Origin of the sequence: Micromonospora sp. NPDC005087, from assembly GCF_042872965.1 — a bacterium.
Lineage (GTDB): Bacteria > Actinomycetota > Actinomycetes > Mycobacteriales > Micromonosporaceae > Micromonospora.
On sequence record NZ_JBIALB010000016.1, the window covers coordinates 42,193 to 61,378 of the forward strand.

The 19,186-nt window shown below is 70.6% G+C and carries 16 protein-coding genes; 1 reads left to right on the forward strand and 15 read right to left on the reverse strand.

Annotated features, from left to right (window positions below):
- Nucleotides 1-71: 71 nt before the first annotated feature.
- Nucleotides 72-854 carry an IclR family transcriptional regulator C-terminal domain-containing protein gene (locus ACFYPS_RS28680; RefSeq protein ID WP_354967335.1) on the reverse strand — a complete coding sequence of 261 codons (783 nt, stop codon included), beginning with the start codon at nucleotides 852-854 and terminating at the stop codon, nucleotides 72-74.
- Between the two features lie 154 nt (nucleotides 855-1,008).
- Here ACFYPS_RS28680 and ACFYPS_RS28685 point away from each other — a divergent pair, with 154 nt between their 5' ends.
- Entirely contained in the window at nucleotides 1,009-2,238 is a 1,230-nt protein-coding gene (locus ACFYPS_RS28685; protein WP_354967334.1) for an MFS transporter, read from the forward strand.
- On the opposite strand, the gene ACFYPS_RS28690 is transcribed toward ACFYPS_RS28685, so the two are convergent.
- The 14 genes from ACFYPS_RS28690 to ACFYPS_RS28755 all read right to left on the reverse strand — a co-directional run bounded on the left by ACFYPS_RS28690 (nucleotide 2,214) and on the right by ACFYPS_RS28755 (nucleotide 19,183).
- Nucleotides 2,214-3,287, reverse strand: coding sequence for a polyprenyl synthetase family protein (locus ACFYPS_RS28690; RefSeq protein WP_354967333.1), 1,074 nt, complete (start codon nucleotides 3,285-3,287; stop codon nucleotides 2,214-2,216). The two genes, ACFYPS_RS28685 and ACFYPS_RS28690, sit on opposite strands and share 25 nt — an antisense overlap.
- A 101-nt stretch (nucleotides 3,288-3,388) precedes the next feature.
- Nucleotides 3,389-4,942, reverse strand: coding sequence for an NADH-quinone oxidoreductase subunit NuoN (gene nuoN / locus ACFYPS_RS28695; protein ID WP_354967332.1), 1,554 nt, complete (start codon nucleotides 4,940-4,942; stop codon nucleotides 3,389-3,391).
- 52 nt (nucleotides 4,943-4,994) lie between these two features.
- Entirely contained in the window at nucleotides 4,995-6,530 is a 1,536-nt protein-coding gene (locus ACFYPS_RS28700; protein ID WP_354967331.1) for an NADH-quinone oxidoreductase subunit M, read from the reverse strand.
- 64 nt (nucleotides 6,531-6,594) lie between these two features.
- Nucleotides 6,595-8,520 (reverse strand): NADH-quinone oxidoreductase subunit L, encoded by a 1,926-nt coding sequence (gene nuoL / locus ACFYPS_RS28705; RefSeq protein WP_354967330.1) that lies wholly within the window; start codon nucleotides 8,518-8,520, stop codon nucleotides 6,595-6,597.
- Nucleotides 8,521-8,531: 11 nt separating this feature from the next.
- Nucleotides 8,532-8,849 (reverse strand): NADH-quinone oxidoreductase subunit NuoK, encoded by a 318-nt coding sequence (nuoK, locus tag ACFYPS_RS28710; protein WP_354967329.1) that lies wholly within the window; start codon nucleotides 8,847-8,849, stop codon nucleotides 8,532-8,534.
- A complete protein-coding gene (locus ACFYPS_RS28715; RefSeq protein ID WP_354967328.1) occupies nucleotides 8,849-9,619 on the reverse strand; it encodes an NADH-quinone oxidoreductase subunit J in 771 nt (256 codons plus the stop codon). Before ACFYPS_RS28715 ends, nuoK begins: the two co-directional genes overlap by 1 nt.
- The gene (gene nuoI, locus ACFYPS_RS28720) at nucleotides 9,616-10,257 is read right to left on the reverse strand and encodes an NADH-quinone oxidoreductase subunit NuoI (RefSeq protein WP_121655456.1); all 642 of its coding nucleotides are present in this window, start codon (nucleotides 10,255-10,257) and stop codon (nucleotides 9,616-9,618) included. Before nuoI ends, ACFYPS_RS28715 begins: the two co-directional genes overlap by 4 nt.
- 1 nt (nucleotide 10,258) lies before the next feature.
- On the reverse strand, nucleotides 10,259-11,611 hold the full coding sequence (gene nuoH / locus ACFYPS_RS28725) for an NADH-quinone oxidoreductase subunit NuoH (protein ID WP_354967327.1): 1,353 nt from the start codon (nucleotides 11,609-11,611) through the stop codon (nucleotides 10,259-10,261).
- On the reverse strand, nucleotides 11,608-14,115 hold the full coding sequence (locus tag ACFYPS_RS28730) for an NADH-quinone oxidoreductase subunit G (protein ID WP_354967326.1): 2,508 nt from the start codon (nucleotides 14,113-14,115) through the stop codon (nucleotides 11,608-11,610). The genes nuoH and ACFYPS_RS28730 overlap by 4 nt, the downstream gene beginning before the upstream one ends.
- Complete coding sequence (gene nuoF, locus ACFYPS_RS28735; RefSeq protein WP_354967325.1) at nucleotides 14,115-15,431, reverse strand: NADH-quinone oxidoreductase subunit NuoF; 1,317 nt, start codon at nucleotides 15,429-15,431, stop codon at nucleotides 14,115-14,117. The genes ACFYPS_RS28730 and nuoF overlap by 1 nt, the downstream gene beginning before the upstream one ends.
- A complete protein-coding gene (nuoE, locus tag ACFYPS_RS28740) occupies nucleotides 15,428-16,453 on the reverse strand; it encodes an NADH-quinone oxidoreductase subunit NuoE (protein ID WP_354967324.1) in 1,026 nt (341 codons plus the stop codon). Before nuoE ends, nuoF begins: the two co-directional genes overlap by 4 nt.
- Nucleotides 16,450-17,775 carry an NADH-quinone oxidoreductase subunit D gene (locus ACFYPS_RS28745; RefSeq protein ID WP_354967323.1) on the reverse strand — a complete coding sequence of 442 codons (1,326 nt, stop codon included), beginning with the start codon at nucleotides 17,773-17,775 and terminating at the stop codon, nucleotides 16,450-16,452. Before ACFYPS_RS28745 ends, nuoE begins: the two co-directional genes overlap by 4 nt.
- Complete coding sequence (locus tag ACFYPS_RS28750; RefSeq protein WP_354967322.1) at nucleotides 17,772-18,509, reverse strand: NADH-quinone oxidoreductase subunit C; 738 nt, start codon at nucleotides 18,507-18,509, stop codon at nucleotides 17,772-17,774. The genes ACFYPS_RS28745 and ACFYPS_RS28750 overlap by 4 nt, the downstream gene beginning before the upstream one ends.
- On the reverse strand, nucleotides 18,506-19,183 hold the full coding sequence (locus tag ACFYPS_RS28755) for an NADH-quinone oxidoreductase subunit B family protein (protein WP_145785918.1): 678 nt from the start codon (nucleotides 19,181-19,183) through the stop codon (nucleotides 18,506-18,508). Before ACFYPS_RS28755 ends, ACFYPS_RS28750 begins: the two co-directional genes overlap by 4 nt.
- Nucleotides 19,184-19,186 lie beyond the last annotated feature (3 nt).

Consider the following 19,186-nt stretch of genomic DNA (forward strand, 5'->3'; position numbering starts at 1 on the left):
CCGGCGGTCCGGCGCTGGACCGCCACGAGAGGCCCTCTCCCAGCCGGGGAGAGGGCCTCTCGGCGTCCGGGTCAGTGGTCGGCGGCGATGCCGTCGGCGACGGCGCGGGCCACCGTGAGCAGCTTGGCCCGGACCACGCGGGCGGAGGTCATCATCTCGCTGGCGGGCAGCGCGCAGGCCAGCACGACCCGGCGTTCCATGTCCTTGTCCGGCGTGACCAGCACGGACGCGCAGGCCACCCCCTGGCGGAACTGGCCCAGCTCCAACTGCATCCCCCGCCGGTCGCCGGCGGCCAGGTCGGCCTCGAACGTCTCGGTGCTGGTCAACGTCGCGGTGGTGAACGGACGCATGCCGTACTCCCGCAGGTAGCGGAAGCGCTGTTCGGCGGTGAGGGTGGCGAGCAGGGACTTGCCGAGGGCGGTGGCGTGCGCCCCCTCGTCGAAGCCGGGGACCAGGTCCTCCAGGTAGGGCGACCGGGGGCCCTCGGCGACCGCCGTGAGGGCGACCTGGCCACCGACGAAACGGCCCAGGTAGTGGCTGTAGCCGGTGTCCGCGGCGGCCCGCCGCAGCGTCTCACCGACCGCCGGCGGCCCCCGGAACGCGGTCACCAGCTCCCGGTAGCGGTCGGCCACCTCCAACCCCACGATGTACGTGCCGTCCTCCCGACGGATCACGTAGCCCTCGTAGGCCAGGGTGCGGACCAGGTGGTACGTAGTGGCCACGGTCAGCTCGCAGCGCCGGGCGATCTGCTTGACGGTCAGGCCCTTCGGGGCGCGACCGACCGACTCCAGCACCCGCAGCGCTCGGGACACGCTGCGGATCAGGTCCGAAGGTTCTGCCAAGGGGTCGCGCACAACCACCTCCGCCGCCGGGGACTTACACCATATGAAAAACAGGCCCGGTGCGAAATGCCTGTTCGGGTCGAGGATGCCAGATCACCATCCACGCCTTGTGCACCGGCGGTCACCGGGAGTGGTCCGAGCGCGACTCGCGTAGGTTTGCCGGACGATGACCGACACCGCCCTCACCCCCGATCCCGACACCGCCCGCACCCGCCCGATCCGGGCCGGCGCCGGTGCTGTCCTCACCACCGTGGCCTGCGTGCTGCCCGTCTTCCTGCTCGGCGGCCTCGCCGTGCAGATGGGCGCGGACCTCGGGTTCTCGCCGGCCGGTCTGGGCCTGGCCGTGGCCGTCTACTTCGGGGTCAGCGCGCTGGCCTCGGTGCCCTCCGGTCGCCTGGTCGAGCGGTACGGGCCGGCAATGGTGGCCCGCTGTGGCATCGTGCTGGCCGCCGCGTCGATGCTCGCCGTGGCGGTGTTCGCCCGGTCGTATGCGGCGCTGGTCGGGCTGTTGGCGCTCAGCGCCGCCGCGAACGCCCTCGGTCAGTTGGCCAGCAACGCCGTGCTGGCGCAGCACGTCCCGACCCGCCGGCAGGGGCTGTCGTTCGGCGTCAAGCAGGCGGCCATTCCGGTCTCCACCCTGCTGGCCGGCGCGGCGGTGCCCACCATCGCCCTCACCGCCGGCTGGCGCTGGGCGTTCGTGGCCGCCGCCGGTGCGGCGCTGACGACGCTGCCCGCCGTACCCCGGCACGTGCCCGGCCGCGCCCGGCGGGCAGGCGCCACACGTGCTGGCCGGGCCACGGTGGCGCTGGTGGTGATCGGTGTGGCGGCGGCGCTGGCCGCGGCCGCGGCCAACGCGCTGGGCACCTTCCTGGTGGACTCAGCGGCCGCCCGGGGGCTCTCACCGGCCCTCGCCGGTCTCACGCTGACCCTGGGCAGCGCGGTCTGCGTGGTGGCCCGGGTGGGTGCCGGCTGGTTGGCCGACCGCCGCACCGGCGGTCACATCGCGCTCATCGCCGCGATGCTGGTGGTCGGTGCCGGTGGGCTGGGCCTGCTCGCGTTGACCGGCACGGTGCCGCTGGTGGCCGGCGTGGTGCTCGGCTTCGGCCTGGGCTGGGCCTGGCCCGGTCTGGTGAACTTCGCGGTGGTCCGGCTCCACCCGCAGGCCCCGGCCGCCGCCACCTCGATCACCCAGACCGGGGTGTACGCGGGCGGCTGTCTCGGCCCACTGAGTCTCGGCCCGCTCGCCGCCCACCTCGGCTACCCGACGATGTGGACCACGGCGGCGGTGTCCATGCTGCTCGCCGCCGCTCTGATGCTCGTCGGCAGCCGCCTGCTGAGCCGCATCGCCGCCGGGGCGAACGGAGCCGGAGATCAGCTGGTGCGGTCGGCGATGTAGTCGCAGAGCGATTCGAGGGCACGGCGGGACGGGCCGGCCGGGAGCGGGGCCAGGCGCGCGCGAGCGTCCTCGGCGTAGCTGCGCACGGTCTCCCGGGCACGCTTGAGCGCCGGGCTCTCCCGGAGCAGCCCCAGCGCCTCAGCGTGCAGCGCGTCGTCGGTCAGCGGGCCGGTGGCCAGGATCTCCCGCAGCCGCACCGAGGACGCGTCGAAGTCGTCCGCCGCGCGGGCGTAGAGCACCGGCAGTGTGGGGACACCCTCGCGCAGGTCCGTGCCGGGCGTCTTGCCCGACTGCACCGACTCGGAGGCGATGTCCAGCAGGTCGTCGGAGAGCTGGAAGGCGACGCCGATCGTCTCGCCGTAACCGGCGAGGGCTTCCACGTGCTCCGGGGCGGCACCGCTGAACATGCCGCCGAACCGGGCCGACGTGGCGATCAGGGAGCCCGTCTTCTCGGCGATCACGTGCAGGTAGTGCGCGACCGGGTCGTCGCCGGCGCGCGGCCCGACGGTCTCCGCGATCTGGCCGTGCACGAGTCGGGCGAAGGTCCGCGCCTGCAACCTGACCGCTTCCGGGCCCAGGTCGGCCGCGATGTCCGCGGCCCGGGCGAAGAGGTAGTCACCGACCAGGATGGCCACCGAGTTGGTCCAGCGGGAGTTCGCGCTCGGCGCGCCCCGGCGCACGGCCGCCTCGTCCATCACGTCGTCGTGGTAGAGCGTGGCCAGGTGGGTGAGCTCCATCACCACGGCCGCCGGAACCACCCGCGGGCTGGTGGGGTCGCCGAACTGGGCGCCCAGCGCCACCAGCAACGGCCGGAACCGCTTCCCGCCGGCCTCGACGAGGTGCCGGGCGGCCTCGGTGACGAACGGGTCGGCGCTGGCCACACTGGCCCGCAACTCGACCTCGACCCCGTCCAGCAGACCCAGCACGGACGCCTCGACGCGGGGATCGGCGAGATGGAGGCCGAGCGCGCCGAACTGACTCGTGCTCGCCCGACCCCGGCGACCGCCGGAACCGGTGGCACCTGAACGCTGGCCAGCCGGAATCACCACGCATCAACCATGCCACACCCCTTCTACCTGCTCCGGGCGGGGGATACGCACGGGGGCCGGCACGCGAACGCGTGCCGGCCCCCGGATTGCCGAGGCTCTGGTCAGCGCACGAAGTCGGCGGCTCCGGTGGCCAGGTCGAGCAGCGGCGCCGGGGCGATGCCCAGCACCAGGGTGGCCAGCACGCCGATCATCAGCGCGGCGGAGGTGAGGCCGCCGGGCACGGTGACGGTCGGCGTGGACTCGCCCGGCTCGGACAGCCACATCATCACCACGACCCGCAGGTACGGGAAGGCCAGCACCATGCTGGTCAGCACACCGGCGATCACCAGCCAGGCGTGACCGCTGTCCAGCGCCGCCCCGAAGACCGCGAACTTGCTCATGAAGCCGCTGGTCAGCGGGATGCCGGCGAAGGCCAGCAGGATGAACGTGAACAGCCCGGCGAAGAACGGCGAGCGTCGTCCCAGCCCGGCCCAGCGGGACAGGTGGGTGGCCTCCCCGTCGTCGTCCCGGACCAGGGTCACCACCGCGAACGCGGCCAGCACCGAGAAGCCGTACGCGACCAGGTAGAACATGGTGCCGGCGAGCCCTTCGCGGCTCGGCGCCAGCACGCCGACCAGCAGGTAGCCGGCGTTGGCGATCGAGGAGTACGCGAGCAGCCGCTTGATGTCGGTCTGGGTGACCGCGAGCACCGCGCCGACCAGCATGGTCAGCACCGCCACCGTGCCGAGCACCGGAGTGAAGTCCCAGGCGGCGCCGGCGAACGCGACGTGGAAGACACGCAGCAGCGCGCCGAACGCGGCGACCTTGGTGCAGGCGGCCATCAAACCGGTGACCGGGGTCGGCGCGCCCTGGTAGACGTCCGGCGTCCACACGTGGAACGGGGCCGCCCCGGCCTTGAAGAGCAGGCCGATGGCGAGCAGCGCCATGCCGGCGAAGAGCAGCACCGGGCTGGCCGGCGACTCGGTCACCGCCGCGTTGATGGTGGCGAAGTCGACCCCGGCCACCCGACCCGGGATGCCGGCGGTGAAGCCGTAGATCAGCGCCACGCCGAACAGGAAGAACGCCGAGGCGTACGCGCCGAGCAGGAAGTACTTCATCGCCGCCTCCTGGCTCAGCAGCCGCCGGCGACGAGCCAGCGCGCAGAGCAGGTACAGCGGCAGCGAGAAGACCTCCAGCGCGATGAACATCGTCAGCAGGTCGTTCGCCGCCACGAAGATCAGCATGCCGCCGATCGCGAACGTGGTGAGCGGGTAGACCTCGGTGAGCCCGTTGCGCCCCTCGGCCTGCCGCCGGTCGTCGGCCGACTCGGCGGTCACCGCGGCCTGGGCGACGAACGCCCCGCCGCGCTCCACCGAGCGGTCACCGATCAGCAGCAGCGCCATCGCAGCCAGCACCAGGATCGCGCCCTGGAGGAAGAGCGTCGGACCGTCCACCGCGAGGGCCTGACCGGCGGTGATGATCCGGTCGTCGGCGTTGAGGACGACCATCGTCAGCGCGGCGAGGACGGCCAGCAGGGCCAGCGTCAGCTGCACGACGTGCCGCAGGCGCCGGGGAACGAAGGCCTCGACCAGCACGCCGAGCAGGGCGACGCCCAGCATGATCATGATCGGGGCGAGCGCCGCGTAGTTGAGCGACGGCAGTTTCAACTCGGTCACTGGGCCGACCTTTCGTTCACGACTGCGGGGCTCGCAAGCTCACTCCTCGCGTTCACCGGCCTGCCTCCTGGACGGTGCCGCCCACCGACGGGGCGGGGTCGGTCCTGCCGATGTCGTCCATGGTCGCCTGGACGGCGGGGTTGATCACGTCAGTGACCGGCTTGGGGTAGAAGCCGAGCAGCACGATCAGCGCGATCAGCGGGGCGACCACGACCTTCTCGCGCAGGTTGAGGTCCTTACGCATGCCGTCGACCTCGGTCAGTGCCGGGTTGAGCGTGCCCTGGGTGGTGCGCTGGATCATCCACAGCACGTACGCGGCCGCGAGGATGATGCCGAGCGTGGCAATGACCGCGACCGGCTTGTTCACCGTGAAGGTGCCGATCAGCACCAGGAACTCGGAGATGAACGGCGCGGTGCCGGGCAGCGCGAGCGAGGCGAGACCGGCGAAGAAGAGCACCCCGGCGAGCAACGGAACCAGCTTGCCGGCACCACCGAAGTCACTGATCAGGGCCGAGCCGCGCCGGGTAATCAGCATGCCCACCACCAGGAAGAGCAGGCCGGTGGCCAGACCGTGGTTGAGCATGTAGAGCACCGCGCCGGTGCCGGCCTGGGTGGTGAAGGCGAAGATGCCCACCCCGATGAACCCGAAGTGCGCGATCGAGGTGTACGACACCAGCCGCTTGAGGTCGTTCTGGCCGACCGCCAGCAGCGCGGCGTAGACGATGCCGATCACGCCCAGCGCCAGCGCCCACGGCGCGAACCACTTCGACGCCTCGGGGAACAGCGGCAGGCAGTAGCGCAGAATGCCGAACGTGCCGACCTTGTCCAGCACGCCGACCAGCAGCGCCGCGGCGCCCGCCGGTGCGGCGCCACCGGCGTCCGGCAGCCACGTGTGGAACGGGAAGAACGGCGCCTTGATGGCGAACGCGAGGAAGAAGCCGAGGAACAGCCAACGCTCGGTGCCGGTGCTGATGTCGACCTGCGACAGCGCCTGCCAGTCGAAGGTCTTCCCGCCGACCACCCACAGCCCGATCACCGCGGCCAGCATGAACAGGCCGCCGACGAGCGAGTAGAGGAAGAACTTCACCGCCGCGTACTGCCGCTGGTGGCCGCCGTAGCTGCCGATCAGGAAGTACATCGGCACCAGCATGACCTCGAAGAACACGTAGAACAGGAAGACGTCGGCGGCGGCGAAGACGCCGATCATCGTGCATTCGAGGACCAGCAGCAGCGCGAAGTAGACGGGCACCGACCGCTTCGACGACTCCGCGTCGTGCCAGGACGCCAGGATCACCAGCGGAACCAGCACCGCGATCAGCATCAGCATCACCAGCGCGATGCCGTCGGCGGCGAAGGTGAAGCTGACGCCCCAGTTCGGGATCCACGAGTACGACTCGCGGAACTGGAACCGGTCACCGCCGGCGTTGAAGCTGACCCACATCACCACCGAGAGCACCAGCACCAGCAGCGACCAGGCGAACGCCACCTGCTTGGCCAGCTCCGGCCGGTGGCGCGGCAGGAACGCCACCACCAGGGCGCCGACCAGCGGCGCCACGGTGAGCACCGAGAGGAACGGGAAGTTGGACATTATTCGGCCTTACCTCCGTCGTCACTGCGTGGTCCGCCGGCGGGGGCGGCCGGAAAGAGGTCGATCACGCCAACCACCCGGCCTGCACCGCCAGGAACGCCGCCATCACCAGCAGCGCACCGGCCAGGATCGAGGTGGCGTACGAGCGGACGAAGCCGGTCTGCAGCCGCCGGAGCCGGGCCGAGCCACCGCCGACCGCGGCGGCGAGCCCGTTGACCAGTCCGTCGACGCCCCGGTTGTCGAGGAAGACCAGCGCCCGGGTGAGGAAGATGCCCGGCTTCTCGAAGACCGCCTCGTTGACCGTGTCGGTGTAGAGGTTGCGCCGGGCGGCGGTGACCAGTACGCCGGCCGGCTGCGGCGCGGTGGCCGTACCGGCCCGGAACAGGAACCAGGCGAGCCCGGCGCCCAGCACGGTGACCAGCAGTGAGAGCACCGTGATCACCGTGTGCGAGAGGACCGGTTCGTGCGCCTCCTCGTGGGCGCCCAGCCCGGCGGTCGCCGTCAGCCAGTCCGGGACCGAGGTGGCGAGCAGGAAGCCGGCACCGACCGAGCCGACCGCCAGCAGGACCAGCGGGATGGTCATCAGCGCGGGTGACTCGTGCGGGTGTTCGATGTCCTCGGTCCAGCGCTTCGGGCCGTGGAAGGTGAGCACGAAGAGCCGCGTCATGTAGAACGCGGTCAGCCCGGCGCCCAGCAGAGCAGCCCCGCCGAAGAGCCAGGCGGTCCAGTCCGACCGCTCGAAGGCGGCCACGATGATCGGCTCCTTGGAGAAGAAGCCGGAGAACGGGAACATGCCGATGATGGCCAGCCAGCCCATCATGAAGGTCAGCCAGGTGATCTTCATGTACTTCGACAGCCCGCCGAAGCGGCGGATGTCCACCTGGTCGTTCATCCCGTGCATGACCGAGCCGGCGCCCAGGAACATGTTGGCCTTGAAGAAGCCGTGCGCCAGCAGGTGCACGATGGCCAGCGCGTACGCCGCGCCGCCCAGGCCGACGCCGAGGAACATGTAGCCGATCTGGCTCACCGTCGACCAGGCGAGCACCCGCTTGATGTCGTCCTTGGCCGCGCCGATGATGCAGCCGATCAGCAGGGTGAGCGCGCCGACGCTGACCACCACGAGCTGGAGCGTCGAGTTGGCGGAGAAGATCGGGTTGGACCGGGCGATCAGGTAGACGCCCGCGGTGACCATGGTGGCGGCGTGGATGAGCGCCGACACCGGGGTGGGGCCCTCCATCGCGTCCGGCAGCCACGCCTGGAGCGGGAACTGGCCGGACTTGCCGGTCGCGCCGAGCAGCAGCAGCAGGCCGAGCACCAGCACGGTCGAACCGGCCAGCGCGCCGACGCCGTTGAACACCTCGTCGTACTGGGTGGTGCCCAGGGTGGCGAACATGATGAAGATGCCGATGGCCAGGCCGGCGTCGCCGACCCGGTTCATCAGGAAGGCCTTCTTGCCGGCGGTGGCGGCGCTCGGCCGCTCGTACCAGAAGGAGATCAGCAGGTACGACGCCAGACCGACGCCCTCCCAGCCGAAGTACAGCATCACGTAGTTGTTGCCGAGCACCAGCAGCAGCATGGCCGCGACGAACAGGTTGAAGTACGCGAAGAACCGGCGGCGGCCGGCGTCGTGCGCCATGTACTCCACGGCGTACAGGTGGATCAGGAAGCCCACGCCGGTGATCAGCAGCACGAAGACGGCGGCCAGCGGGTCGAACAGCAGGCCGAAGTCGACCCGCAGATCACCGACGGCGATGAAGTCCCAGAGGCTCAGCTCGACCGACTTGTTCTCCAGGCCACGCAGCTGGAAGAAGGAGGCCAGGCCGAGCACAAACGCGGCACCGATGGCGGCGACGCCCAACCAGTGCCCCCAGCGGTCGGCCCGCCGGCCGAGCAGCAGCAGGATGGCCGCGCTGACCAGCGGGATCGCCACGAGCAGCCAGACGCTGCTGAGCAAGCCCGTGGCACCGGCGTACTGCACAGTCTCTTCCACTTGCTTGCCCCTTAGTACTTGAGCAGGTTGGCGTCGTCGACGCTCGCGGAGCGTCGAGTCCGGAAGATCGACATGATGATCGCGAGACCGACCACGACCTCAGCCGCCGCCACCACCATCACGAAGAACGCCATGATCTGACCGTTGAGGTCACCGTTGATCCGGCTGAAGGTGACCAGCGTCAGGTTGGCCGCGTTGAGCATCAGCTCCACGCACATGAACAGCACGAGCGCGTTGCGCCGTACGAGCACCCCGGCGGCGCCGATGGTGAACAGCACCGCGGCGAGTACCAGGTAGTAGTTCGGCTCGACCGAGAAGAACCCGTCCATTACTTGTCCGTCCCCTTCAGCGTGGTCTCCTCGGCGGTCAGCTCACGCTGCGGAAGGATCGCCGGGGTGCTGCGGTCGGTCAGGCGGCCGTCGGGCAGCCGGGCCGGGGTGGCCACCGAGGAGGAGGTCGCGAAGATTCCGGGGCCCGGCTTGGGACCGGGATAGCTGCCCGGAGCGAAGCGCGCCCGCATGGTGGCCGGCTGGTCCATCTTGTCCTGCTTACGTCGCTCGACGTGCGCCAGCACCATGGCGCCGACCGCGGCGGTGATCAGCAGCGCCGAGGTCAGCTCGAACGCGAAGACGTACTTGGTGAACAGCAGCCGGGCGATGCCTTGCACGTTCCCCTCCGCGTTGGCCTGCTCCAGGCCGACCGCGGTGGTCTGGTCCAGCGCCTGGTAGAGGCCGCTGCCGATCAGGCCGGCGAAGCCCAGCCCAAGCACGATCGCGGCGACCCGCTGGCCGCGCAGCGTCTCGATCAGTGAGTCCGAGGAGTCCCGCCCGACCAGCATCAGCACGAACAGGAAGAGCATCATGATCGCGCCGGTGTAGACGATGATCTGCACCATGCCGATGAACGGACCGGCCTGGAGCACGTAGAACACGCCCAGACAGAGCATGGTCAGCACCAGCCAGAGCGCCGAGTGCACGGCGTTGCGCGCCGCCACCATGCCGATCGCCCCGATCAGCGCCAGCGGGGCGAGGATCCAGAAGGTGACCGCCTCGCCGCCGGGCACCGAACCCGCCGCGGCGAGCACCGTCTCCGTTGTCATGCTCCGTCTCCCTTGCCCGCGCCGGCTCGCTGGGCCGCCTGCTCGGCGCCCGGGAACGTCACGCCGGGGTGCTCCTCGACCTGGTAGCGGCCGGGGCCCATCGGGGACGTCTCGGCCCCGGCGGAGGTGCCCGGGTTGTCCAACGCGCCCACGTAGTAGTCCTTCTCGCTGTCGCCCAGACGCATCGGGTGCGGCGGCTGCTCCATGCCTTCGAGCAGCGGCGCGAGCAGCTGCTCCTTGGTGAAGATCAGATCCTGCCGGTTGTCCCGGGCCAGCTCGTACTCGTTGCTCATGGTGAGCGAACGGGTCGGGCAGGCCTCGATGCACAGCCCGCAGAAGATGCACCGGGCGTAGTTGATCTGGTAGACGCTGGCGTACCGCTCGCCCGGCGAGAAACGCTGCTCGTCGGTGTTGTCGCCACCCTCGACGAAGATCGCGTCCGCCGGGCAGGCCCAGGCGCACAGCTCACAGCCGATGCACTTCTCCAGCCCGTCCGGGTGCCGGTTGAGGATGTGCCGCCCGTGATAGCGCGGCGCCGACACCGGCGGCTTGAACGGGTAGTCGGTGGTGACGACCTTCCTGAACATGTGCGAGAAGGTGACCCCGAAGCCCTTGAACGTTCCGGTGATCGTGCCCACGTCACACCTCCCTGGAGTCCGAGCCGGTGGCGATGTTGGCCGGCTCCCGCTCGGCGACCACGCGCGTGATACGCGGGCTCGGTGGTACCTGAAGATCCATCGGTGGCAGCGGGAAGCTCCCGTACGGGCGGCTGTCCACCTGTTCCTGAGTCGTCGGCTTCGGCTGCGGTCGGCGGCTGGGCCAGAACAGCGTGGCGATCAGCAGGATGCCGGCCGGGATGCCGACCGCGATCATCTTGCCGCGCGCGTCCCAGTCCTCGATGGAACGCAGGCCCGACAGGACCAGGATCCAGACCAGGTTGATCGGCAGCAGCACCTTCCAGCCGAAGCGCATGAACTGGTCGTACCGCAGCCGAGGCAGCGTGCCGCGCAGCCACACGAAGACGAAGACCAGCGCGATCACCTTGCCGAAGAACCAGAGCATCGGCCACCAACCGGAGTTGGCGCCCTCCCAGATGGTGATCGGCCACGGCGCACGCCAACCGCCGAGGAACAGCGTGGTGGTGACCGCGGACATGGTCACCATCGCGACGTACTCGCTGAGCATGAAGAGCGCGAACTTCAGCGAGCTGTATTCCGTCATGAAGCCGGCGACCAGCTCCGACTCGGCCTCGGGCAGGTCGAACGGCGCCCGGTTGGTCTCACCCACGGTGGCGATGAAGAAGATGATGAAGCTGGGCAGCAGCAGGATCGCGTACCAGCCCGGCGCCGGGATCTGCTGGCCGAAGATGGACAGCTGGGTGCCGTGGCCCTGGGCGGCGACGATCCCACTGGTGCTCATCGTGCCGGCGGTCATGAACACCGCCACGATGGAGAGCCCCATGGCGACCTCGTAGGAGATCATCTGGGCGCTCGACCGCAGGCCGCCGAGGAGCGGGTACGTCGAGCCGGAGGCCCACCCGCCCAGCACGATGCCGTAGACGCCCATCGAGGAGCAGGCCAGCAGCAACAGCACCGCCACCGGCACGTCGGTGACCTGCAGCGGCGTGTGGTGGCCGAAGATGCTCACCATCGGGCCGAACGGCACCACCGCCAGCGCGGTGACCGCGCAGATCACCGAGATGGTCGGGGCGAAAAAGTAGACGACCTTGTCGGCCGCCTTCGGCAGGATGTCCTCCTTGAAGGCCATCTTCAAACCGTCGGCGAGGGTCTGCAGCAGGCCGAACGGGCCGACCTGGTTGGGGCCGGGCCGCACCTGCATGTAGCCCACCACGCGCCGCTCGAACCAGACGCCGAGCAGGGTGGCCACCAGACCGAAGGCGAACGCGAAGACGATCTTGATGAGAACCAGCCACCACGGATCCCGACCGAAGTCGGCCAGCGTCGGGTCCTGGGCCAGGTAAGACGGGCTCACTGGTTACCCCCAGCGTTGAGGAGCGGACCCGGGAGACCGGCCTCGTCCGCCGCCACCCGCCCGGCCGGGACGGCCGCGCTCGGTGCGGGGACGGAGATCCGCACGACCGCGCCGGACGTCGCCCCAAGGCTGCGTCGCACGGTCGAACCCGGTGAGTTGGTCGGCAGCCAGACCACGTCGTCCGGCATCTCGGTGAGCTCCGCCGGCAGGGTCAGCGCCCCCCGGTCGGTGCCCACCGTGACCGGGTCGCCATCGGCGACCCCGAGCGCCTCGGCGGTGCCCTTGCCCAGCCGGACCACCGGCGGGCGGGCGGTGCCGGCGAGGTGCTCGTCGCCGTCGGTCAGGGTGCCCAGGTCGACAAGCTGGTGCCAGGTGGCCAGCACGGCCTCCCCGGCGCCCGGGCGCGGCGCCGTACCCGGCGCCACCGACGGCGGCGCCGGCCGCTGGGTGCGGGTCGCCGGCAGCGTGCCCAGCTCGCGGCGCACGCTCGGCACGTCCGCGGTGCCGAGCCGCACGTCGAGCAGCGCGGCCAGCGCGTCGAGCACCCGGCCGTCGGTCATCGCCGCGGTCTGCAGCACCGCCTCGAACGGACGAAGCCGACCCTCCCAGTCCAGGAAGCTGCCGGCCTTCTCGACCACCGGGGCGATCGGGAGCACCACGTTGGCCCGCCGGGTCACCGCGCTGCCGCGCAGTTCCAGGCTGACCAGGAACGGCACCGCGTCCAGGGCGGTCTCGGCGAGCCGCGGGTCGGCCAGGTCGGCCGGGTCGACCCCGCCGACCACCAGCGCGCCCAGCTGCCCGTTCGCCGCAGCCGCCAGGATCTGATCGGTGTCCCGACCGGCCTGGCTCGGGATCACCCCGGCCGGGATGTCCCACGCCTCGCCCAGCTCGGCGCGGGCGGCCGGCTCGGTGACCAGCCGTCCACCGGGGAGCAGGTTGGGCAGGCAGCCCGCGTCGACCGCGCCGCGGTCACCCGCGCGCCGCGGCACCCAGACCAACTTCGCGCCGGTACGCCGAGCCACGTCCGCCGCGGCGGAGAGCCCGCCCGGCACAGTGGCCAGCCGCTCGCCGACGATCAGGATCGCGCCCGGCGCGCTCAGCGCCTCGGCGACCGTGGCGTGCTCGGCGAGCACGCTCGCCTCCTCGCCCGGCACCACCCGGGCCAGCTTGGCACCAAGCTTCTCCAGGCCGCGGGTGGCGAACGGCGCCAGCGCGTACACCGTCAGGGTCTTCTTCAGGTACGCCTTGCGCAGCCGCAGGAAGAGGATCGGGCACTCCTCCTCCGGCTCCAGGCCGACCAGCACCACCGCCGGCGCGTTATCCACGTCGGTGTAGGTGACGTCGGTGACCCCGGCGACCGAGCTGGCCAGGAAGTCGGACTCCTCGCGGGAGACCGGTCGGGCCCGGAAGTCGATGTCGTTGGTGTTCAGCGCGACCCGGGCGAACTTCGCGTACGCGTAGGCGTCCTCGACGGTCAGCCGACCGCCGGTGAGCACCGCCGTGCCCTGCCCGCTCTCGCGGGCCGCGTGCAGCCCCTCGGCGGCCACCGTGAGCGCCTCACTCCAGGAGGCCTCGCGCAGCTCGCCGGTGCGCTCGTCGCGGACCAGCGGGGTGGTCAGCCGGTCGGTGGCCCGGGCGTACTGGAAGCCCCACCGGCCCTTGTCGCAGTTCCACTCCTCGTTCACCGCCGGCTCGTCGCCCGCCAGCCGGCGCAGCACCTTGCCGCGCCGCCAGTCGGTGCGCTGCCCGCAGCCCGCCGAGCAGTGCTCGCAGACGCTCGGGCTGGAGACCAGGTCGAACGGCCGGGCACGGAACCGGTACTGGGCACCGGTCAGCGCGCCCACCGGGCAGATCTGCACGGTGTTGCCGGAGAAGTAGGAGTTGAACGGCACGTCACCCGCGTCGCCCTCCTCGCCGTACGCGTCGTCCCGGTAGATGTTGATCTCCTCGGTGGACGACCGGCCCATCAGGTCGATGAACTTGTCGCCGGCGATCTCCTCGGAGAACCGGGTGCAGCGCTGGCAGAGCACGCAACGCTCGCGGTCCAGCAGCACCTGGCTGCTGATCGCCATCGGCTTCTCGTACTCCCGCTTGTGCTCGTGGAAGCGGGAGTCGGTGCGGCCGGTGGACATCGCCTGGTTCTGCAGGGGGCACTCGCCGCCCTTGTCACACATCGGGCAGTCCAGGGGGTGGTTGAGGAGCAGCAGCTCCATCACCCCCTCCTGCGCCTTCTTGGCCACCGGGGAGGTGAGCTGGGTGCGGACCACCATGCCGTCGGCGACGGCCTGTGTGCAGGAGGCGACCGGCTTGCGCTGCCCCTCCACCTCGACCAGGCACTGCCGACACGCGCCGGCCGGTGCCAGCAGCGGGTGGTCGCAGAACCGGGGGATCTCGGTGCCCATCTGCTCGGCGACCCGGATCAGCAGTGTCCCCTTGGGGGCGGTGACCTCGACGCCGTCGATGGTGAGGGTGACCGTGTCGGTCTGCTTGGCTACGTCCGTCATCAGTGAGCTCCAACCAGCTGCTTGTCGGAGAGCTTCGGCGCGGTCCGTCCCTCGATGTAGTCGAGGTAGTCCTGCTTGAAGTACTTCAGTGACGAGGTCACCGGGCTGGTCGCGCCGTCACCCAGGCCGCAGAACGAGCGGCCGAGGATGTTGTCGCAGGTGTCCAGCAGGGTGTCCAGGTCCTCGTGGGTGCCCTGGCCGGCGAGGATCCGCCGGTAGACCCGGACCATCCAGTAGTTGCCCTCCCGGCACGGGGTGCACTTGCCGCACGACTCGTGGTGGTAGAACTCCAGCCACCGGTAGGTCGCGTAGACCGGGCAGTCCTGGTCGGAGAAGATCTGGGTGGCCGTGGTGCCGAGGATCGACCCGGCCGCCGCCACCCCCTCGAAGTCCAGCGGCACGTCCAGATGCTCGGCGGCGAGCAGCGGGGTGGACGAACCGCCCGGGGTCCAGAACCTCAGGTTGTGCCCGGGCTGCATCCCGCCGGCCAGCTCCAGCAGCTCGCGCAGCGTGACGCCCATCGAGCACTCGTACTGGCCGGGGTTGGCGATCCGGCCGGAGAGCGAGTAGATCATCGGCCCGGACGACTTCTCGGTGCCCATGGTCTTCCACCAGTCGGCCCCGCCGAGCACGATCGGCGGCACGCTGGCGATGGTGCCGACGTTGTTCACCACCGTCGGGCTGGCGTACAGGCCGTGGGTGGCCGGGAACGGCGGGCGCAGCCGGGGCTGGCCCCGGAACCCCTCCAGCGAGTCCAGCAGCGCCGTCTCCTCGCCGCAGATGTACGCCCCGGCGCCCGAGTGCACCACCAGCTCCAGGTCGTAGCCGCTGCCCAGGATGTTGCGGCCGAGGTAGCCCTTGTCGTACGCCTCCTGGACCGCGTTGCGCAGCCGGCGCGCGGCGTGCACCGCCTCGCCCCGGATGTAGATGTAGGCGCGGTTGGCCCGGATCGCGTACGAAGCGATGATCACGCCCTCGACCAGGGAGTGCGGGTCGTGGGTCATCAGCGGCAGGTCCTTGCAGGTGCCCGGCTCGCCCTCGTCGGCGTTGACCACCAGGTAGTGCGGCTTGCCGTCGCCCTGCGGGATGAAGCCCCACTTGAGACCGGTGGGGAAGCCCGCGCCGCCCCGGCCACGCAGCCCGGAGTCCTTGATGAGCTGGATCAGGTCGTCCGGGTGGGCCTTGAGCGCCTTGCGCAGCGCAGCGTAGCCGTCCAGCTGCTCGTACGTGCCGATCCGCCAGGCGTCCGGCGACAGCCAGCGCTTGGTCAGCACCGGCGTCAGCTTGGCCAGCGTCTCCGGGCGGGGAGTGGTCACTTCTGGGCCCCCGTTTCGCTCGCGACGGTGGAGGTCGCGCCATCGGCGCTCGCCGACGCTTCGTTGAGGTTGCGCTCCTGCGCGCCGGTGGAGTCACCGGCGGGCTTGCCGTCACCGGCCGGCGCGTTGGTCGCCACACCGGCGGCCTCCGCCTCCTGCGCGTCGCGCGGGGTCGGCGGGGAGGTCTCCGCCGGCTGGCCGGCGCCGGCGTTGCCGGGCGTACCCGTCGGAGCGGACGCCCCGTCGCCACCCTTCACCGGGCTGACCTGCGGGGCGGGCGCCTCAACCGGCGTCGCGGCGGCCTCGGCCGCCTTCGCCTTGGCGGCCGCATTGTCCGCCTCCGCCTTGCTGCGGATCGGGGTGTTCGGGTCGAAGCCCGGCACCGAGACGCCGTGCTGCTGCGCCAGCCGCAACCCGCGCAGGGTGGGCTCGCCCGGCCCGCCGTCGGCGACCGCGCCGTCCCGCTCGTCGGCGAAACCGGCGAGCTGGACCGCCATCTCCTTGAGCGTGCAGAGCCGGGCGCCGCGGGTCGGCATCGGCCGGCCGCCGGCGCGCAGCTCATCGACCACGCCGACCGCGGTGGACGAGTCCACGCCGTCGAAGAAGTCGTAGTTGACGGTCATCACCGGGCCGTAATCGCAGGCCGCCAGGCACTCGGCGTGCTCCAGGGTGATCTTCCCGTCGGCGGTGGTCTCGTCGTGCCCGACACCGAGGTGCTCGGCGAGGGTGTCGTAGACCTCCTGGCCGCCGAGCACGTTGCACATCGTGTTGGTGCAGACGCTGACCAGGAAGTCGCCGGTCGGCTTGCGCTTGTACATGGTGTAGAAGGTGGCTACCGCGCCGACCTGGGCCTTGTTCAGCCCGAGCACCTCGGCGCAGAACGCGACACCGGCCGGAGAGACGTACCCCTCCTCCGACTGGACCAGGTGCAGCAGCGGCAGCAGCGCTGAGCGGGACCGGTCCGCCGGGTAGCGGGCGATGATCTCGCGCGCCCGCTCGCGCGTCGTGTCAGTGAAAGTCATCGGTCACAACCACCCATCACGGGGTCCAGCGAGGCGCCGCCGGCGATCACGTCGGCGATCAGGCCGCCCTCGGCCATCGCCGGGAGGGCCTGGAGGTTGACGAAGCTCGGTTCCCGGTAGTGCACCCGGTACGGCCGGGTGCCACCGTCGGAGACCGCGTGCACGCCCAACTCGCCGCGGGGCGACTCGATGCCGACGTACACCTGGCCCGGCGGGACCCGGAAGCCCTCGGTGACCAGCTTGAAGTGGTGGATCAGCGACTCCATCGACTGACCCATGATCTTCGCGACGTGCTCCAGCGAGTTGCCCATGCCGTCGACGCCGATGGCCAACTGCGCCGGCCAGGCGATCTTGCGGTCGGCGACCATCACCGGGCCCGGCCGGAGCCGGTCCAGCGCCTGCTCGACCAGCTTCATCGACTCCCGGATCTCGGCGAGCCGGACCAGGTAGCGGCCCCACACGTCGCCGTCGGGGTGGGTCGGCACGTCGAACTCGTACGTCTCGTAACCGCAGTACGGCATGGTCTTACGCAGGTCCCAGGCCAACCCGGCGGAACGCAGCACAGGCCCGGTGATGCCGAGCGCCACGCAGCCGGTCACGTCCAGCACCGCGACGTTCTGCGTCCGCTCGGTCCAGATCGGCTGGCCGGAGAGGAGGTCCTCGTACTCCTTGAGCTTCTTCGGCATCATCTTCAGGAACTCGCGGATCTTGACGATCGCCTCGTCCGGCACGTCCTGCGCCACGCCGCCCGGACGGACGTACGCGTGGTTCATCCGCAGGCCGGTGATGGTCTCGAAGATGTCGAGGATGTACTCCCGCTCGCGGAAGCCGTAGAGCATGATCGAGATCGCGCCCAGCTCCATGCCGGTCGTCGCCAGCCAGACCAGGTGCGACGAGATCCGGTTGAGCTCCATCATCAGCACGCGGATGGTGGTGGCGCGCTCGGTGATGTCGTCGGTGATGCCGAGCAGCTTCTCGACCGCCAGCGCGTAACCCGTCTCGTTGAAGATCGGCGCGAGGTAGTCCATCCGGGTCACGAACGTCGAGCCCTGGACCCAGTTGCGGTATTCGAGGTTCTTCTCGATGCCGGTGTGCAGGTAGCCGACGACCGAGCGGGCCTCGCGGACCGTCTCGCCCTCCAGCTCCAGGATCAGCCGCAGCACCCCGTGCGTGGACGGGTGCTGCGGACCCATGTTGACGATGATCCGCTCGTCGTTGATCGGGTCGGTGCTCGAGACGACCGAGTCCCAGTCCCCACCGGTGACGGTGAAGACCCTGCCCTCGGTGGTCTCGCGTTCGGTCGCGTAGTTCGACGTGGTCACTGGTAGGACCTCCTCCGGTCCGGCGGCGGGATCTCAGCGCCCTTGTACTCGACCGCCACGCCACCGAGCGGGTAGTCCTTGCGCTGCGGGTGGCCCTCCCAGTCGTCCGGCATGAGGATGCGGGTCAGGTTGGGGTGGCCGTCGAAGACGATGCCGAACATGTCGTACGCCTCCCGCTCCTGCCAGTCGGCGGTCGGGTAGATCGCCGTCACGCTGGGCAGGTGCGGGCTCTCCACGGAGACGGCGGCCTCCAGGCGGACCCGACGCCGGTAGGTCATCGAGGTGAGCAGGTAGACCACGTGCAGCCGGCGCTCGTCGGCGCCGAGGTAGTCCACGCCGGACACCGAGGAGCACAGCTCGAAGCGCAGCGCCAGATCGTCCCGCATCACCTGGCAGACCTCGGCGATGCGCTCCGGGCGTACGTGCAGGGTCAGCTCACCCCGGTCGACCACGACCTTCTCGATCGCGTCGCCGAAGGCCGGGTAGGCCTCCTCCAGCGCGTCGCGGACCTCGTCGAAATAGCCACCGTACGGCCGGGCGGCCTCCTCGATCGGCTCGCGCTGGCGGACCAGGCCGCCGTAGCCGGACACGTCGCCGGTGCCCTGGTTGCCGAACATCCCGCGGCCCGCCGGGCTGGCTGGCGGGTATTCGGCGGGGGCGGTGCTGCTGGCACCGGCCGGGGTGACCGGTACCGGCACGCCGCCGTCGTTGGGCTTGTCGGTGGGTGACGTCATTTGGGGCCTACCTGCGGGTGGAGGTGGTTCTGCGCGTTCATCCAGTTCTCGATTCGCAGCTGCTCCTCGCGCCCCTCGCGGACCGCCCGGGTCCACTCGGCACGCCGGGCCTTGTCGTTGCGGTACGAGGACGGCATGGAGCCGTAGGGCACGACCGGGACGTCGCCACGCTCCTGGCGGGCCGCCAGCATCTTGCGGCCGTTCGGGCCCAGCGGCTCGTACATGATCTTCTCGCGGAGCTTGAGGATCGCGTCGATCAGCATCTCCGGCCGGGGCGGGCAGCCGGGCAGGTACATGTCGACCGGTACGACGTGGTCGACGCCCTGCACGATCGCGTAGTTGTTGAACATGCCGCCGCTGCTGGCGCAGACGCCCATGGAGAGCACCCAGCGGGGCTCGGCCATCTGGTCGTAGATCTGGCGCAGCACCGGCGCCATCTTCTGACTCACCCGGCCGGCCACGATCATCAGGTCGGCCTGCCGGGGCGAGGCCCGGAAGACCTCCATACCCCAGCGGCCCATGTCGTAGTGCGGACCACCGGCGGCCATCATCTCGATGGCGCAGCAGGCCAGGCCGAAGGTGGCGCCCCACACGGACGACTTCCGGGACCAGTTGACCAGCTTCTCCACCGAGGTGAGCAGGACGCCGGCGGGAAGCTTCTCCTCGATGCCCATCTG

Bases quoted from the DNA above. Each gene is read 5' to 3' on its own strand.
- ACFYPS_RS28685 (WP_354967334.1), top strand. From the start codon at position 1,009: ATGACCGACACCGCCCTCACCCCCGATCCCGACACCGCCCGCACCCGC.
- ACFYPS_RS28755 (WP_145785918.1), bottom strand. From the start codon at position 19,183: ATGGGCATCGAGGAGAAGCTTCCCGCCGGCGTCCTGCTCACCTCGGTG.
- nuoK (WP_354967329.1), bottom strand. From the start codon at position 8,849: ATGGACGGGTTCTTCTCGGTCGAGCCGAACTACTACCTGGTACTCGCC.
- ACFYPS_RS28700 (WP_354967331.1), bottom strand. From the start codon at position 6,530: ATGTCCAACTTCCCGTTCCTCTCGGTGCTCACCGTGGCGCCGCTGGTC.
- ACFYPS_RS28715 (WP_354967328.1), bottom strand. From the start codon at position 9,619: ATGACAACGGAGACGGTGCTCGCCGCGGCGGGTTCGGTGCCCGGCGGC.
- nuoE (WP_354967324.1), bottom strand. From the start codon at position 16,453: ATGACTTTCACTGACACGACGCGCGAGCGGGCGCGCGAGATCATCGCC.
- ACFYPS_RS28750 (WP_354967322.1), bottom strand. From the start codon at position 18,509: ATGACGTCACCCACCGACAAGCCCAACGACGGCGGCGTGCCGGTACCG.
- ACFYPS_RS28730 (WP_354967326.1), bottom strand. From the start codon at position 14,115: ATGACGGACGTAGCCAAGCAGACCGACACGGTCACCCTCACCATCGAC.